13 protein-coding genes and 1 tRNA gene are annotated in these 15,410 nt (G+C 73.6%); 9 read left to right on the forward strand and 5 right to left on the reverse strand.

The features are described 5' to 3' along the window. Positions 1 to 1,240 (reverse strand): leucyl aminopeptidase family protein (locus tag RBXJA2T_RS13600; RefSeq protein ID WP_009857974.1); only part of this gene is annotated, 1,240 nt, incomplete at its 3' end. A 149-nt stretch (positions 1,241 to 1,389) separates the two neighbouring features. On the opposite strand from RBXJA2T_RS13600, the gene RBXJA2T_RS13605 reads away from it, so the two are divergent. Further along, the gene (locus RBXJA2T_RS13605) at positions 1,390 to 2,379 is read left to right on the forward strand and encodes a tRNA dihydrouridine synthase (RefSeq protein ID WP_029718925.1); all 990 of its coding nucleotides are present in this window, start codon (positions 1,390 to 1,392) and stop codon (positions 2,377 to 2,379) included. A gap of 4 nt (positions 2,380 to 2,383) precedes the next feature. On the opposite strand, the gene RBXJA2T_RS19535 is transcribed toward RBXJA2T_RS13605, so the two are convergent. Together RBXJA2T_RS19535 and RBXJA2T_RS13615 are read right to left on the reverse strand one after the other, a co-directional pair. After that, positions 2,384 to 3,160 (reverse strand): SapC family protein, encoded by a 777-nt coding sequence (locus tag RBXJA2T_RS19535; protein WP_009857976.1) that lies wholly within the window; start codon positions 3,158 to 3,160, stop codon positions 2,384 to 2,386. After that, positions 3,157 to 4,455, reverse strand: coding sequence for a hemolysin family protein (locus tag RBXJA2T_RS13615; RefSeq protein WP_009857977.1), 1,299 nt, complete (start codon positions 4,453 to 4,455; stop codon positions 3,157 to 3,159). Before RBXJA2T_RS13615 ends, RBXJA2T_RS19535 begins: the two co-directional genes overlap by 4 nt. Positions 4,456 to 4,521: 66 nt before the next feature. Between RBXJA2T_RS13615 and RBXJA2T_RS13620 the strand changes: the two genes are divergently transcribed. The 7 genes from RBXJA2T_RS13620 (at position 4,522) to RBXJA2T_RS13650 (ending at position 10,278) form a co-directional block, all read left to right on the forward strand. Then, a complete protein-coding gene (locus RBXJA2T_RS13620) occupies positions 4,522 to 5,334 on the forward strand; it encodes a symmetrical bis(5'-nucleosyl)-tetraphosphatase (protein WP_009857978.1) in 813 nt (270 codons plus the stop codon). A gap of 65 nt (positions 5,335 to 5,399) precedes the next feature. Beyond that, positions 5,400 to 5,487: transfer RNA gene (locus RBXJA2T_RS13625), tRNA-Ser, on the forward strand. A gap of 345 nt (positions 5,488 to 5,832) precedes the next feature. Further along, on the forward strand, positions 5,833 to 6,849 hold the full coding sequence (locus RBXJA2T_RS13630) for an STAS-like domain-containing protein (RefSeq protein ID WP_009857979.1): 1,017 nt from the start codon (positions 5,833 to 5,835) through the stop codon (positions 6,847 to 6,849). Positions 6,850 to 7,060: 211 nt separating this feature from the next. Further along, positions 7,061 to 7,405, forward strand: a complete 345-nt coding sequence (locus RBXJA2T_RS13635) for a hypothetical protein (protein ID WP_009857980.1) — start codon at positions 7,061 to 7,063, stop codon at positions 7,403 to 7,405. A 37-nt stretch (positions 7,406 to 7,442) separates the two neighbouring features. Next, on the forward strand, positions 7,443 to 8,642 hold the full coding sequence (gene chrA, locus RBXJA2T_RS13640; RefSeq protein WP_009857981.1) for a chromate efflux transporter: 1,200 nt from the start codon (positions 7,443 to 7,445) through the stop codon (positions 8,640 to 8,642). A gap of 155 nt (positions 8,643 to 8,797) precedes the next feature. Continuing rightward, complete coding sequence (nhaR, locus tag RBXJA2T_RS13645; RefSeq protein WP_009857982.1) at positions 8,798 to 9,751, forward strand: transcriptional activator NhaR; 954 nt, start codon at positions 8,798 to 8,800, stop codon at positions 9,749 to 9,751. Beyond that, the gene (locus tag RBXJA2T_RS13650) at positions 9,748 to 10,278 is read left to right on the forward strand and encodes a DUF2062 domain-containing protein (protein ID WP_009857983.1); all 531 of its coding nucleotides are present in this window, start codon (positions 9,748 to 9,750) and stop codon (positions 10,276 to 10,278) included. The genes nhaR and RBXJA2T_RS13650 overlap by 4 nt, the downstream gene beginning before the upstream one ends. A gap of 11 nt (positions 10,279 to 10,289) precedes the next feature. Here RBXJA2T_RS13650 and RBXJA2T_RS13655 read toward each other — a convergent pair whose 3' ends face one another. Both RBXJA2T_RS13655 and RBXJA2T_RS13660 read right to left on the reverse strand, forming a co-directional pair. Beyond that, on the reverse strand, positions 10,290 to 12,839 hold the full coding sequence (locus RBXJA2T_RS13655) for a YbcC family protein (protein WP_009857984.1): 2,550 nt from the start codon (positions 12,837 to 12,839) through the stop codon (positions 10,290 to 10,292). Continuing rightward, positions 12,839 to 14,398 carry an NADH-quinone oxidoreductase subunit L gene (locus tag RBXJA2T_RS13660; protein ID WP_009857985.1) on the reverse strand — a complete coding sequence of 520 codons (1,560 nt, stop codon included), beginning with the start codon at positions 14,396 to 14,398 and terminating at the stop codon, positions 12,839 to 12,841. Before RBXJA2T_RS13660 ends, RBXJA2T_RS13655 begins: the two co-directional genes overlap by 1 nt. Before the next feature lie 97 nt (positions 14,399 to 14,495). On the opposite strand from RBXJA2T_RS13660, the gene RBXJA2T_RS13665 reads away from it, so the two are divergent. Further along, positions 14,496 to 15,398, forward strand: a complete 903-nt coding sequence (locus RBXJA2T_RS13665; protein ID WP_009857986.1) for a LysR family transcriptional regulator — start codon at positions 14,496 to 14,498, stop codon at positions 15,396 to 15,398. Positions 15,399 to 15,410: the final 12 nt, after the last annotated feature.

Consider the following 15,410-nt stretch of genomic DNA (forward strand, 5'->3'; position numbering starts at 1 on the left):
AGGCGTAGAGGTCGACGTGCAGCCACGGCAGCGCCGGCGGCACGAAGTCCTCGAGGAACAGCGCGGCGTTGATCGCGCCGGCCTGCGGGCCGCGGCCGGTGTTGACGATGTCGGCGATCTCGCTCTCGATGCCGCCGTGATAGTCGCGCCACAGCGGCATGTGCCACAGCGGGTCGTGCAGCGCGAGGCCCAGGTCGACGAGCTCGCGCGCGGTGGCCGTGTCGCGGCAGAACAGCGCCGGCAGCTGCGCGCCGAGCGCCACGCGCGCAGCGCCGGTCAGCGTCGCCAGGTCGATCAGCAGATCGGGCTGGGCTTCGGCGGCGCAGGCCAGCGCGTCGCAGAGGATCACGCGGCCTTCGGCGTCGGTGTTGCCGATCTCGACGTGCAGGCCGCTGCGCGTGCGGATCACGTCGCCGGGGCGGTAGGCGTTGCCGGCGATGGCGTTCTCGACCGCCGGGATCAGCAGCGTCAGCCGCACCGGCAGGCCCAGCGCCATCACCAGCTGCGCCAGGCCCAGCGCGTTGGCCGCGCCGCCCATGTCCTTCTTCATCTGGCGCATGCCGTCGGGCGACTTGATGTCCAGCCCGCCGGTGTCGAAGCACACGCCCTTGCCGACCAGCGTCAGCTGCGGGTGCTTGGGGTCGCCCCAGTGCAGCTCGATCAGCCGCGGCGCACGCGTGGCGGCGCGGCCGACGGCGTGGATCGCCGGGAAGCCGGCCTTCAGCAGCGCGTCGCCGACGGTCTGGCGGAACTCGGCGCCGTGCTGCTCGGCGACCAGCTTCACGGCTTCGGCCAGCTCGGCCGGGCCCATGTGCTCGGCCGGCGTGTTGACCAGGTCACGCACCGAGGCGATGGCCGCGGCCAGCAGCAGGCCGCGCTGGGCGGCCGCGCTCTTGGGCAGCTGCAGCGTCGCCGGCGCACGCGCGGCCGGCTTGTACAGGTCGAAGCGGTAGGCGCCCAGCTCCCAGGACATCGCCGCCACCTCGGCCGGCAGCTCCAGCCCGTCGGGCGACAGGCGATAGCGGCCCTCGGGCAGCGCCCGCGGCAGTGCCGCCAGCGCCCACGGGTGATCGGCCGCGCGCACGCCGGCCCAGACCTCGGCGATGGCGCCGTCGGCCGCCGGCACCAGCACGTGGCTGTCGGGCGCGGCGCTGAAGCCGGTGGCCTCGAGCCAGCGGCGCGTGGCCGCGGGCGCGGCGTCGAGGCGGGCGGCCAGGCCGGCGCGGTCGACGACACGCACGGGGATGGCGGAGGCGGCAGGTTTTTTTCAGCTGGACGGACATCGGCGGCAGGCCGCACGCGGCGGCAGGACGAAAGCGGCGATTGTGATCGGTGCCGGCCACCGGACGCGGGCACGGGGGCGGCGCTTGCGGCATCATCCGCGCCCCGATGAGCCCCCGCCCTGCCCCGCCCGCCGCCGCCCCGCGGCTGTTGCTCGCCCCGATGGAGGGCCTGCTCGACTGCAGCCTGCGCGACGTGCTGACGCGTGTCGGCGGCGTCGAGCTCTGCGTCTCGGAGTTCATCCGCGTCACCGACCAGCTGCTGCCGGCGCGGGTGTTCACGCGCATCGCCCCCGAGCTGCTGGCCGGCGGGCGCACCGCCGCCGGCACGCCGGTGCGCGCGCAGCTGCTCGGCGGCGACCCGGTCTGCCTGGCCGAGAACGCCGCGCGCCTGGCCGAGCTGTCGCCGGCCGGCATCGACCTGAACTTCGGCTGCCCGGCGCCGGTGGTCAACCGCCATCGCGGCGGCGCGGTGCTGCTCGACGAGCCGGAGCTGGTGCACGCCATCGTCGCCGCGGTGCGGCGCGCGGTGCCGGCCGCCGTGCCGGTGACGGCCAAGATGCGCCTGGGCCACCTGGACACGTCGCGCATGCTGGACTGCGCGCACGCGATCGCCGACGGCGGCGCCGCCGAGCTGGTGGTGCACGCACGCACCAAGGCCGAGGGTTACCGGCCGCCGGCGCACTGGCACCGCATCGCCGAGATCCGCGAGGCGGTGGCGCTGCCGGTGGTCGCCAACGGCGAGGTCTGGACGGTGGACGACGCGCGCCGCTGCCTGGCCGAGAGCGGCTGCGACGCGCTGATGCTGGGCCGCGGCATGGTCGCCGACCCGGGGCTGGCGCGGGCGATCCGCGCCGAGCCGGTGCCCGGCTGGGCGGCGCTGCAGCCCGAGCTGCGACGCTTCTGGGCGAGCGTCAGCGCGCGTGTCGAGCCGCGCCACCGCGCCGGGCGGCTCAAGCAGTGGCTGGGGCTGATGCGGCGGCGCTTTCCGGAGGCCGGCGAAGCCTTCGCACGCATCCGCGAGAGCAACGACGCGCGCCGCGTCGAGGCGCTGATGTTCGGCGAGGCGGCGCCGGCCGCCGCCGGCGCGCCCGCCTGAAGGCTCAGGCCGCGGGAGCGGCCGGGGCGTCCGCCGGCGCGGCGGCGGGCTGGCGCTGCAGGTGCCAGTCGAGCAGCTTGCGCATGTGGCCCAGCGACACGAAGTGGGCGTAGATCAGCCCGAGCAGGCCGCTCTTGAGCAGCTCGTGCGTGGTGGCCGCGTCCAGCGCCTGCACCTTCTCGTTGTCCACCGTCAGGAAGCCGTCGACGCTGAGCTTGCTGCCATCGGGCAGCGTGGCGTCGAAGCGCATCGGGCGCAGCAGGTCCAGGTCGCGCAGGCGGCGGCACAGCACGCGCGTGCGCTGCGTCTCGCCTTCCAGCGCCTCGAGCTGGGCGCGCGCGTTCTGCAGCACCTCGCCGGGCTTGCCGTCGGCGTCGAACATCGGCACGCCGTCGTCGGTGCCGACGCCGCTCCAGGCCGAGTCGAAGCAGACCGCGAAGTTCTCGGCGTCCATCCGGCCCAGGCACATCGGGTAGCCGCGCAGCGACGCCGGCATGTAGTCGGCGCGCCAGCGGCCCTGCTCGAGGAACAGGTTCTGCTTGGGCTGCAGGCCGAAGACGGCGATCGGCGCGATGGCCGCCTTGCCGTCGTCGTCGTTGCCGGTGCGCACGAAGAAGATCGGGTAGTCGCGCGCGGCGTCGACGAACTCGATCGCGGCGATGAAGCACGAGTTGAGGTCGGCGGCGACGCTCCAGTCGGTCACCGGCAGCGCCAGCTTCAGCGCGCGGTGCTCCTTGAGGTCCACCGGCACCGGCTTGCGGTGCAGCAGCGGGATGATCATTCGTTCTCTCCTGTGTTGTCGGTGCGCGAGACGAGCACCTTGTCGACACGTTTGCCGTCGAGGTCGACGACCTCGAAGCGCCAGCCCTGCCAGCTGACGGCGTCGGCCGTCTTCGGCAGCCGGCCCAGCAGCAGCATCACCATGCCGGCCAGCGTGTTGTAGCGGCCGCGCTCCTCGTCGGGCAGGTCCTTCAGCTCGAGCCGGTCCTTGAACTCGGGCACCGGGATCAGCCCGTCCATCAGCCAGCTGCCGTCCTCGCGGCGCACGGCCCAGGCGTCCTCGTCGGTCTGGTTGCCGAACTCGCCGGTGATCGCCTCGAGCAGGTCGCGCTCGGAGATCACGCCCTGCACGGCGCCGTACTCGTCGACGACGAACACCAGGTCGGCCCGCGACTGGCGGAAGTGCTCCAGCAGCTCCATGCCCGACAGCGTCTCGGGCACGAAGACCGGCGGCGTCAGCAGCGTCTGCAACTGCGGCGTCTCGCCGCGCGACAGCGGCTGCAGCAGCACGTGCGCGCCGAGCACGCCGATGACGTCGTCCAGGCTGCCGCGGCACACCGGGTAGCGCGAGTGGCCGTGCTCGGCGATCTGCGCCAGCACCTCGTCGATCGGGGCGTCGGCCTCGAGCCAGACGATCTCGGCACGCGGGATCATCATCGAGCCGATCTGGCGGTCGTCCAGGCGGAAGACGTTGCGCACCATCTGGTGCTCCTGGGCCTCGATGACACCGGCGTCCAGGCCTTCCTCCAGGCTGGCCGCGATCTCCTCCTCGGTGACGGCACGCTGCGTGTCCTCGCGGATGCCCAGCAGGCGCAGCACCGCCTGCGTCGAGGCCGACAGCAGCAGCACCAGCGGCCGCGCGGCCAGCGAGATCCAGGTCATCGGCCGCGCCACCAGGCGCGCCACCGTCTCCGGGTAGAGCTGGCCCAGGCGCTTGGGCACCAGTTCGCCGAAGATGATCGTGACGATCGTGATCAGCACGACGACGATCGCCGTGGCGCCGATGCGTGCGCTGTGCTCGTGCACGCCGAGCGTGATCAGCCAGTCGCCCAGCGGCGCCGAGAACGCGGCCTCGCCGACGATGCCGTTGAGGATGCCGATGGAGGTGATGCCGATCTGCACCACCGACAGGAAACGCGTGGGGTCGTCGTGAAGGGCCATCGCGGCCCGGGCGCCGGGGGCGCCGTCTTCCACCATCACCTGGAGCCGGATCTTGCGTGACGCGGTGAGCGCCATCTCCGACATGGCGAAAACGCCGTTGAGCAGGATGAGGAAGACGAGAAGCGAAACGTCCATTAGAGCCGCCGCGACACGGCGGCGACGGGCTGTGGGGAGGCGCGCGAGCGTAGCAGAATCCGCGCCATGATCTTCTTCGCTGGCGACGTGCAGGGTTGTGCGGACGCATTGGAACGCCTGCTCGCCGAGATCGGCTTCTCCCCCTCGCGCGACCGCCTGGTGGTGCTGGGCGACCTGGTCAACCGCGGCCCGCAGAACCTGGCCGTGCTGCGCCGGCTGCGCGACCTCGGCGACGCCGCGGTCTGCCTGCTGGGCAACCACGACCTGCACACGCTGGCCGTGGCGCACGGCGTGCGGCCGCTGCACCGCAACGACACGCTGGGCGAGATCCTGGCCGCGCCCGACGCCGACGCCTGGGTCGACTGGCTGCGCCAGCGCCCGCTGGCGCACGTCGAGGCCGGCTGGTTGTGCGTGCACGCCGGCGTCGTGCCGCAGTGGGACACGGCCAGGACGCTGGCGCTGGCCGCCGAGGTGCAGGCCTGCCTGCGCGGCCCGGCCCTGCCGGCCTTTCTGCAGCGCATGTACGGCAACGAGCCGGCGCGCTGGGACGACGGCCTGCAAGGCGCCGACCGGCTGCGGTTCGTCGTCAACACGCTGACGCGCATCCGCTTCTGCAGCGCCGACGGCACGCTGGACTTCAAGACCAAGGACGGCGCCGCCGGGCTGATGCCGTGGTTCGAGGTGCCCGGCCGCAAGACCACCGGCGAGCCGATCGCCTTCGGCCACTGGAGCACGCTGGGCCTGGTGGTCGAGCCCGATCTGATGGCGCTGGACACCGGCTGCGTCTGGGGCGGCCGCCTCAGCGCGGTGCGCGTCGACGGCGGCCGGCAGGAGCTGGTGCAGGTCGGCTGCAGCCAGGCGCAGCGGCCGGGCGCCTGAACCAGCGCCGAAGGGCCGCGCGCCGACCTAGAATCGAGGGCTCCGGCGCAAGGCCGGACGACCCTGGAAGCGTGGCAGAGTGGTCGATTGCACCGGTCTTGAAAACCGGCGACGGGCAACCGTCCGTGAGTTCGAATCTCACCGCTTCCGCCAGACATCCAATGGCAACAGGCACTCGGGACGCCCTTGAGGCCTCGCCTGCCATACGGCCAGCCCTGGCAGACAGTTCAGCGGCAGCGGACGAGTCCCGTCCGATCATCTCTGGCTGCGCGTCGGCGGCCCGTTCGCGCAGACCGACGATTCAAGTGCGTCCGACCGAGATCCTCGCTCTCGGGACGGCCGCTGCGTCGGCGAACGCTCCACCATCCCTGATGCAACGTTGCCTCCGTGGGCGCAGCGAGGTGCTGCGCACGCGCACGCCCTGAACCGGCGACGCGTACTTTACCTTTTCTAGCCAAGAACTTTCCAATTATTCCGTCGCCGCTTTACCATTCGCGCATGAACAGCCCAGACACGACCCTCATGCTTCGGCTCGTCGACGAGGACCCGCGCAATGTTGCGGGGAGGCTGGCGAGTGCCCTGAACATCTCGCGTCAAGCGGCCAGCGCGCGACTCCAGAAGGCCATGAAGGCTGGGCTGCTGGGACGAGAGGGGCACGGGGCCGGCGTTCGCTACGAGCTGCAAACCTTGAAGGAGGTTCGGCAGAGTTTTGACCGTGTCGGGTTATCGGAAGACAGGGTGTGGCAACAGCACCTGCACCCTTTGGTGGCCGATCTCGCGGAGAACGTGCGCGATGTCTGGCGCTACGGCATGACGGAGATGATCAACAACGCCGTCGATCACTCCGGATCGCCGCAGGTGCACATCCGCATGCGACGAAACGGGTTGTTCACGCAGGCCTGGGTCGTGGACGATGGCGAAGGGATCTTCCTGCGCATCCAGAGGGCGCTTGGGCTGTTCGACCAGCGAGAGGCGATCCTCGAGCTGGCCAAGGGGAAGTTCACGACCGATCCCGACAACCACTCGGGCGAAGGCATTTTCTTCTCGTCGAAGGTGTTCGACTGCTTCTACATCCGGTCCGGGCGACTGCACTTCGCGCACGACTCGGACGAGGCCGATGTTCTGCTCGAATCGAATGGGGATGCACCGGGGACCACGGTGCTCATGAAACTGGCCAACGACAGCACGCGCACCACGCGAGAGGTGTTCGACAAGTTCGCCGTGCCCGACGAATACACCTTCGCCAAGACGATCGTGCCGGTTCGCTTGGCTCAGCACGAAGGCGAGAAGCTGGTCTCCCGGTCTCAGGCCAAGCGCCTGACGATGCGGTTCGATCGCTTTCGGACGGTGATCCTGGACTTTGCTGGCGTCGCCGAGATCGGCCAGGCGTTCGCCGACGAAGTGTTCCGGGTGTTCCAGCGAGCGCACCCGCAGACCACTCTGGTCCCGACCAACATGACGCCAGAGGTGAAGTCGATGGTCTCCCGGGCCCGGGCCGCGAGCCGCGCCTCCTGAGGTACACGACGCGCGCATCGCTTGCAAACCCCGCTGCGCCGTCCATCTTGCGTCGCCCAGTGGCCTGCGGAGGACGAGCAGGCGGGGGCGATCGGCGATCAGGTTTGCACCCCGGCTCCGCGGTCACAGCGCGAGCGGTACGGCCGGCCTCCCTTCACGGCCCCGCCATCCCATTCGCCGCCCTGCCCCCGATTCAGCGGACAATCCCCCCATGGACCTGCATGTGCCGATCACCCTCACCGACGAACTCGCCGACGACGTCGTCACCGCCAGCGCTCGCCTGAACCTCGCCAGCGGCGAGATCGGGCGCATCGAGTACCACGACTGGGACGTCGCCACCCAGGGTCACCCCTGGGAGCGCGACGACTACGAGTTCACCAGCGGCACGCTGTCCAACGCCGGCAAGGACGTCGAGTTCGGCGTCACCGTCAACCGCACCTCCGGGCAGTACTCGGTCAGCGCCGACGAGCTGCTGGAGATCAAGGTCAAGGCCGCGCAGCTGTTCGCCGGCATCAGCGGGACGGATCTGGCCGGACGCACCGGCCGCACGCACTGAGCGGCCGGCACGGCGCGCGGCACGCACCAGCGCCGTGATGCCGTCGCCGACTCGGGCCGGGCACGGCAGCGCCGTCGAGGTGCTGCTGGCCTTCCTGAAGCTCGGCCTGACCTCTTTCGGCGGCCCCGTCGCGCACCTGGGCTACTTCCACGCCGAGTTCGTCGGCCGCCGCCGCTGGCTGGACGAACGCAGCTACGCCGAGCTCGTCGCGCTGTGCCAGTTCCTGCCGGGCCCGGCCAGCAGCCAGGTCGGCATGGCGCTCGGGCTGCTGCGCGCCGGCTGGGCCGGCGCGGCGATGGCCTGGCTGGGCTTCACGCTGCCGTCGGCGCTGGCGCTGATCGCATTCGCCTACGGCATCGCCGGCCACCCCGGCCTCGCCGCGTCGGGCGCGGTGCACGGGCTGAAGGTGGTGGCCGTGGCCGTCGTCGCGCAGGCGGTGTGGACGATGGCGCGCACGCTGTGCCCCGACCGGCCACGCGCGGCGCTGGCCCTCCTGGCCGCGCTGGCGACGCTGGCGCTGCCGTCGGCGCCGGGCCAGTTGGCGGTGATCGTCGCCGCGGGCCTCGTCGGCTGGCGGCTGCTGAAGCTGCCGCCAGCGCCGCCGGGGCCGCAGGCGGTCTGGCGCGTGCCACGCGCGGCCGGCGTCGCGGCGCTGGCGCTGTTCGCGGCGCTGCTGCTCGGGCTGCCGCTGCTCGCCGCGGCCACCGGCTCGCCGGCCTGGGCGCTGGTCGACGGCGTCTACCGCGCCGGTGCGCTGGTCTTCGGCGGCGGCCACGTCGTGCTGCCGCTGCTGCAGGCGAGCGTCGTGCCGTCCGGCGCGGTCGACGACGCCGCCTTCCTCGCCGGCTACGGCGCGGCGCAGGCGGTGCCGGGGCCGCTGTTCACGTTCGCGGCCTACCTCGGCGCGGTCGCGCAGGGGCCGCTCGCGGGCTGGGTCGGCGGGCTGGTGTTCCTGGTCGTGATCTTCGTGCCGGCGTTCCTGCTCGTCGTCGGCGCGCTGCCGTTCTGGGACACGCTGCGCCGGCGTGACGCGGTGCGCGCGGCGATGGCCGGCGTCAACGCCGCGGTCGTCGGCATCCTGCTGGCGGCGCTGTACGACCCGGTCTGGACCACCGCCATCGGCAGCCGCGCCGACTTCGGCCTGGCGCTGGCGGCCTTCGGGCTGCTGGCCTGGGGCCGCGTGTCGCCGGTGATCGTCGTCGCGCTGGGCGCGGCGGCCGGCGCGCTGCTGGGCTGAAGGGCCCGCAAACGCCGCCGCCGAGCGGCCCGGACGGAACACGCGGCGCGCCTCGCGCTCGAACGTAGACTCGATGGGTCGCGGCCGAACCGTCGCACAAATCTGATGACGCCCGCGCCGCAGCACCGGCCGGCCCAGGGGAGAACGCGCCCGCCGTGAACTACAAGCACCTGCACTACTTCCTGCAAGTCGCCGAGACCGGCAGCGTGGCGGCGGCCAGCCGGCAGCTGCACCTGACGCCGCAGACGATCAGCGGCCAGATCCAGCTGCTGGCCGACCGGCTGGGCGGGCCGCTGTTCGAGAAGGTGGGCCGGCGGCTGGAACTCACCGACACCGGCCACCTGGCGCTGGGTTACGCGCGCGAGATCTTCTCGCTGGGCGCCGAACTCGAGGCCGCGGTGCGCGAGCGCACGCTGAAGGGCCGCACGCTCGAGTTCCGCGTCGGCGTGGCCGACGCGGTGCCCAAGTCGATCGCCTACCACCTCGTCGAGCCGGCGCTGAAGGTGGCGCAGCCGGTGCGCATCGTCTGCCGCGAATGGCGCCTGGACCGGCTGCTGTCCGAGCTGGCGATGCACACGCTGGACCTGGTGATCGCCGACGCGCCGGTGCCCCACTCGGTCAGCGTCAAGGCCTTCAGCCACCACCTGGGCGGCTCGGCGATCGGCGTCTTCGCGGCGCCGTCGCTGCTGGCCGCCGGCGAGCCGCCCTTCCCCGCCTGCCTGGACGGCGCGCCGCTGCTGATGCCCGGCGAGGACACGGCGGTGGGCAAGCGGCTGCGCGCCTGGTTCGAGAGCCAGGGGCTGGGGCCGCGCGTGGTGGCCGAGTTCGACGACAGCGCGCTGGCGCAGGAGTTCGGCCGCCAGGGCGTGGGCTACCTGCTCGCGCCGGCGGTGCTGGCCGACGAGATCCAGTCGCGGCTGCAGGTGCGCTGCGTCGGCACGATCGACGAGGTGCGCGAGGACTTCTACGCGATCTCGGTCGAGCGGCGCATCACCCACCCCTGCGTGCTGGCGATCACGCGCTCGGCACGCGCCGAGCTGTTCCACACGCTGCAGGGCGGGCGTGGCGCGCGCGCGGCGGCGCGCCGTGCCGGGGAGGCCGGCGCGTGAAGCCGCTGCGACGCTGGCTGCCCGACGCCGAGTCGATCCGCGCCAACCGCTGGCTGCGCTGGCTGGGCCCGGCACTGCACCACCCGCGGCTGTGGCACCTGAGCCGGCGCGGCCTGGCGCTCGGCATGGCGCTGGGCTTCTTCTTCGGCCTGCTGGTGCCGCTGGCGCAGATCCCGCTGAGCGCGGCAGCCGCCGTGGCATTGCGCGCCAACGTGCCGGCCGCGGTGGCCAGCACGCTGGTGACCAACCCGCTGACCTTCGGCCCGCTGTACTACGCCGCCTGGCGCCTGGGCAGCGCCGTGCTCGGCGAGCCCGAGCCGCCGCCGGCGCCCGTGGAGGCCGAGGTCGAGCCCGACGCCGACGCCGGCTGGTGGCAGCAGACGGTCGGGCGCATCCTCGGCGTCGGCAAGCCGCTGCTGCTGGGGCTGGCGCTGATGGCCACCGGCGTCGGCATCACGACCTACTTCGTGGTCTCGGCCGTCTGGCGGCTCAACGTGCTCTGGAAGCGGCGCCGGCGGCAGCGCTGAACGCGGCGCGTTCAGTCCGCGACCATGCTCCAGCGGCCGCGCACGTAACGCTCGAAACCGCCGTCGTCGGCGAAGCGCCAGAGGTGCAGCCAGTCGTGGTGGACCAGCCGGTGCACGGCGGCGTGGCCGGCGATCACACGCTCGATGGCCGCGGCCGGCGCGTCGATCACCACCGTCAGCCGCAGCGGCTCGTGCCGCCAGCGGCTGCCGTCGTGCAGCGACTGCCGCGCCAGGCCGATGCGCAGGTCGCCGCCGTTGCCCTCGAAGACGCCGATGCGGCCGCCGACGACGTTGTGCAGCAGCTTGTTGCCGCTGCCCAGGCGCTGCGGGTCGCAGGTCGACGCGTGGTACTGCCAGTTGATCCAGTGCGTGACCAGCATCGGCGCGGTCATCAGCAGCTCCAGCACGCTGCCGTCGGCGTCGTGGGCCGGGTCGTAGTCGTGCAGGAAGACGCGGCCGTCCAGCGCGGCGCCCCGGCTGCGCGAGCGCGGCGCGATCAGGAAGGCGGCGTTGCCGGCCAGGCCCCACTCGGGCCGGGTCTGCGCGCCGTCGTTGGCGCGCCGGCGCAGCTGCTCGAGCAGGGCCGCGTGCGGCCGCCGGGCATCGAGCCCCAGCGCCGCCGCACGCTCGCGGCGCACCTGGTCGCCGGCCTGCACGAACACCGCCTGCAGGCGCGCCCAGCGGGCCCGCGCGGCGGCGTCCAGCAGGTCCAGGTCCAGCCCCTCGATCTCGTCGGTGGTGGTGTTGTGCAGCGCGGCGACGAAGGCCATGTCGGCCGGCATGGCGATGCCCCGGGCGCGCAGGCCCGCGCGCACCGCCGGCTCGTTGAGCAGCCGCGCCAGCACGCGCGCGTTGACCTCGCCGGTCTGGCCGCAGCAGGCGCCGCAGTCCAGCGCCGCGGCCTGCGCGTTGTTCGCGCTCTGGCTGCCGTGGCCGACCAGCAGCACCAGCGGCGCGAGGCCGCGGTCCAGCCCCATCGTGTGCAGCACGCGTGCACCGAGCTCGACCTTCGCGCCGAGGTCCAGGCCGGCCAGCACCGGCCGGCACAGCGGCCGGTAGCGCGGCGCGTGGCCGGCACCGTCGAGCGGGCGCCGCGCGGCCGCCGGCGGGCGCAGCCATTGCGCCAGCCGGCCCAGGTAGCCGAGCCCGACCGCCTCCACCGACGAGAAGGCCGCGTTCGGCCAGACGGTGCCGGCGCCCCAGCGCCCGGCCGCCGCGAAGCGCCCGAGCCGCGCCCGGCGCGCCGGGGCCTGCAGCGTGTCACCCGCCGGGCCGAAGTCGGCCGCCGTGGCGGCCACACGCTCGCTCACGTCCAGCGCCGGCGCCAGCAGCCCGGGCAGCTGCGGGCGCCGGGCCTCGGTGGCCAGCGGCGTGTAGGCCACCGGCAGACCGAAGAAGCCGGCGAAGCCGATCGTCTGCACGGCCGGCCAGACCGACTCGACGGCACGCCGCAGCCGCTCGCTGCGAACGTCGATGCAGAACGCCGCCTGGACTTCGATGCACGCTGGCGTGGCCGGCTCGACCGGCGCCGGCGCGACGGCACGAAGCCGGCGGGCCAGGTCGCGCTGGTAGCCCGCCTCGTACGCGAGCTGCCAGACCTCGTCGACCCGCAAGGCGTCCTCGGCCTGCTGCAGCCGCCCGGGCGCACCTTCCCACTCCACCTGCAGCGCCACGAAAGCCCGCTGCGCCGCGCGGTCGTCGCGGCATTCCAGCAGGATCGCGCCCCAGGCCAGGCGGATGGCGAGCAGGTCGCGCAGGTGCTCGTCGTCGCGGCCGGCCAGGCGCGCCTCCCAGGCGAGATAGGCGCACCACGAGGCCCAGCCGTTGACCGTCAGCAGCACCGCCTCGAGGTAGTCGGCCCAGGCCGGCTCGGCCAGGCCGAGCCGGCGCAGCACCCAGCGTTCGGCCTGCACGCGCGTGGCGGGCAGCGCGGCCAGGCCGCGCGCCAGCTCGGGCAGGCCCATCAGCGCGCCGATGCCGTGGTCGTGGGTCAGCGTGTCGCGCCAGAAGGCGTAGAGCCCGCCCGGGCGCTCGGGCTGCCAGTCGGCCTGGTGGCGGTCGAAGTAGGCGGCGCAGACCTGGCTCACCTGGTGGGTGACGGCCTGGCGCCACGACAGCCGGCGCCGGCCCTGCGGATCGTCGTCGAGCACGTCGATCAGCAGCGGCAGCCGGGGCAGCCCGGGCGCCCGGTCGAGGGCCGCCACGGCCTGGGCGGCGTCGAGACCGGCGGCGCGGGCGTCGGGGTGCCGGGCCAGCGCCGCGTCGAGGTCGGCGGCGCTGATGCGGCCCGAGGCCCAGGCCTCGCGCAGCCGCTCGCGCGGCGGGAAGACACGGATGTCGCCCAGCACCGCCAGCCGCGCGGCCACGCGGCGCACGCTGCTGCCGATGCGCTCCCAGTGCGGGTTGACGGCGATGGCGCGATCCAGCGGCCAGGCCGGCGCGATGGCGCGGCAGGCCTGGGCGCAGGCGGCGTCGATGCGCCGGTCGACGTCGGCGTCGGACGGCCGCGGCGGCTCGCGGTGGGCGGACGGTTCGGTGCCGGGGGCCAGCAGGGTCTGCATCACGGAATCCTCGTCTCGGGTCCATCGGTGGCGGCGGTCCAGCGGGTCGGCCACAGGCGCAGCACGGCGCGTGTCGCGACCTCGTCGACGTAGAAGCCGGCGTAGCTCCAGCGGCGCCAGAAGGCCAGCGCCGCCGGGCGGGCGTGCAACAGCACCAGGCTGGCGTAGAGCAGCGCCAGGCCGGCCAGCGCCACGACGCCGGCCGGCCCGTCGGGCGTGTCGACCGGGCCCAGCGGCAGCGCGTGGCCGGCGACGGTGGCCGCCGCCAGCGCGGCCACCATGGCGGCACCGGCGAGCGCGCCGTGCAGCGCCCCGGGGGCGTCGGGATGCCGGCTCGCCGGCTGCCAGAACAGCGGCGCCCAGGCCAGCGCCAGCACGCCGCTCCACCACCACGGCCAGGCCGACACCGGCACCAGCCCGGCCTGCAGCGCGAGCAGGCCGGCGATCACCGCCGCCGACGCGAGCGGCGCGACGACGAGGCTGGCCAGCGTCGGCTGGGTGCCGCCGTGCATCGTGCGCAGCCGCGCCGTGTCGACGGCCGAGGAGGCAGCGAGGAAGGCATGCGCCTTGTACAGCGAGTGGCCGAGCAGGTGCAGCAGCGCCAGCGTGTACAGGCCCAGGCCGCATTCCATGACCATGAAGCCCATCTGGGCCACCGTCGACCAGGCCAGCCGCACCTTGACGCTGGCGCGCGTCAGCATCACCAGGCCGGCGAGCACCGCGGTGGCCAGGCCGATGCCGACCAGCAGCCAGCGCGCCAGCGGCACCGCGTCCAGCCAGGGCGCGAAGCGGATCAGCACGTAGCCGCCGAGGTTGATGACACCCGCGTGCAGCAGCGCCGACACCGGCGTCGGCGCTTCCATCACCTGGATCAGCCAGCCGTGCACCGGCAGCAGCGCGGTGCGCAGCACGACCGCCAGGACGAGACAGACGGCGCCGGCCTGCAGCGCCGCCGACGGTGCCGCGGCCTCGAGGTGGCGCCCCAGATCGGACAGCGAGCCGGAGCCGACCTCGGTCCAGGCCAGCGCCGCGGCGGCGACCAGCAGGACGTCGGCCAGACGGTCGGCGACACGCTTCTTGTGCGCCGCCAGCAGCGCGAACGGACGGTCGCGATAGAAGCACAGCAGGTGCTGCAGGCACCCGCCGACGCCGGCCCAGGCGGCGATCAGCACCAGCCAGTGGTCGGCCAGCAGCAGCACCTGCACCGCGGCGAGCACGCCGGCGAGCGCGGCCACGTAGCGCGGCTGGCCGGGCTCGCCCTGCAGATAGCGCGACGAGAACACGCCGATGACGGTGCCCAGCAGCTGCACCAGCAGCGCCATCCAGGCGCCGGCCAGCGTGACGGCCAGCCCCGGCAGCGGTGGCTCGGCCGTGCCCGGCCCGGCGGCGAGCTGCAGGCCCAGCGCGGCGGCGGCGGCGGCGACGCCGGCCACCGCGAGCACCCGCCAGCGCGCCCAGGCCGCCGCCACGTCGGCGTCACGCCGAAGCGGCACGGCGGCGAGCATCAGCACGGCCGGCAGCAGGCTGCAGGCCGGCCACAGCAGGCTCACGAGCTTCATCGTCGGGTCTCCAGCAGACAGGCCAGGCGATGGTGCCGGCCGCCTCACGTTCTGTAAAATTCATTGATGCGAACGTTTTGATCTTTTATAAAGAACGATGTACGTCGAGCAGCTGAACTTCCACCACCTCCTGTACTTCTGGCGTGTCGCCAAGGCGGGGCACCTGACGCAGGTGGCGAACGAGCTGCACGTGTCGCAGTCGGCGCTGTCGAGCCAGATCCGCCAGCTCGAGGAGCGTCTGGGCGAGCCGCTGTTCGAGCGCACCGGCCGCCGCCTCGTGCTGACCGACACCGGCCAGCTGGTGCTGTCCTACGCCGAGAACATCTTCGGCATGGGCCAGGACCTGCTGGGCCGGCTGCAGGGCCGCGGCCAGGGCATGGTGCGGCTGCGCGTGGGCAGCGTCGCGACGCTGTCGCGCAACTACCAGGAGAACTGGATCCGGCCGCTGCTCGCCGACCCGGCGGTGACGCTGACGCTGGAGTCCGGCATGCTCGACGAGCTGCTGCGCCGCCTGCTGCAGCACCAGCTCGACGTGGTGCTCGCCAACGAGGCGGTGCCGGCCGACCCCGACCGGCCGCTGCACTGCCGTTTCCTGGGCAGCCAGGCGATCTCGCTGGTCGGCCCGGCGGCGGCCTGGCAGGGGCGCAGCCTGCGCATGCCCGAGGACCTCGGCGGGCTGGAGCTGGCCGTGCCGGGGCCGCGCCATGCGCTGCGCGGGCAGTTCGACGCGCTGTGCGTGGCCGCCGGCGTCGCCCCGCGCCTGCGCGCCGAGGTCGACGACATGGCGATGCTGCGCCTGGTGGCGCGCGACAGCGGCTGGCTCACCGTGTTGCCCGAGGTCGTGGTGCAGGACGAGCTGCAGGCCGGCGTGCTGGTGACCGTCGGCCGCTCGGCGCAGCTGCAGGAGAACTTCTACGCCATCACGACGCTGCACCGGCACCGCATGGAACGGCTGGAGCGCCTGCTCGCGCCGCATCCGGCGCCGTCCGCCCAGCCTTGACGAGTTGTCAAC

This window comes from Rubrivivax benzoatilyticus JA2 = ATCC BAA-35 (assembly GCF_000190375.1).
In the GTDB taxonomy this organism is placed as follows: Bacteria; Pseudomonadota; Gammaproteobacteria; order Burkholderiales; family Burkholderiaceae_C; genus Rubrivivax; species Rubrivivax benzoatilyticus.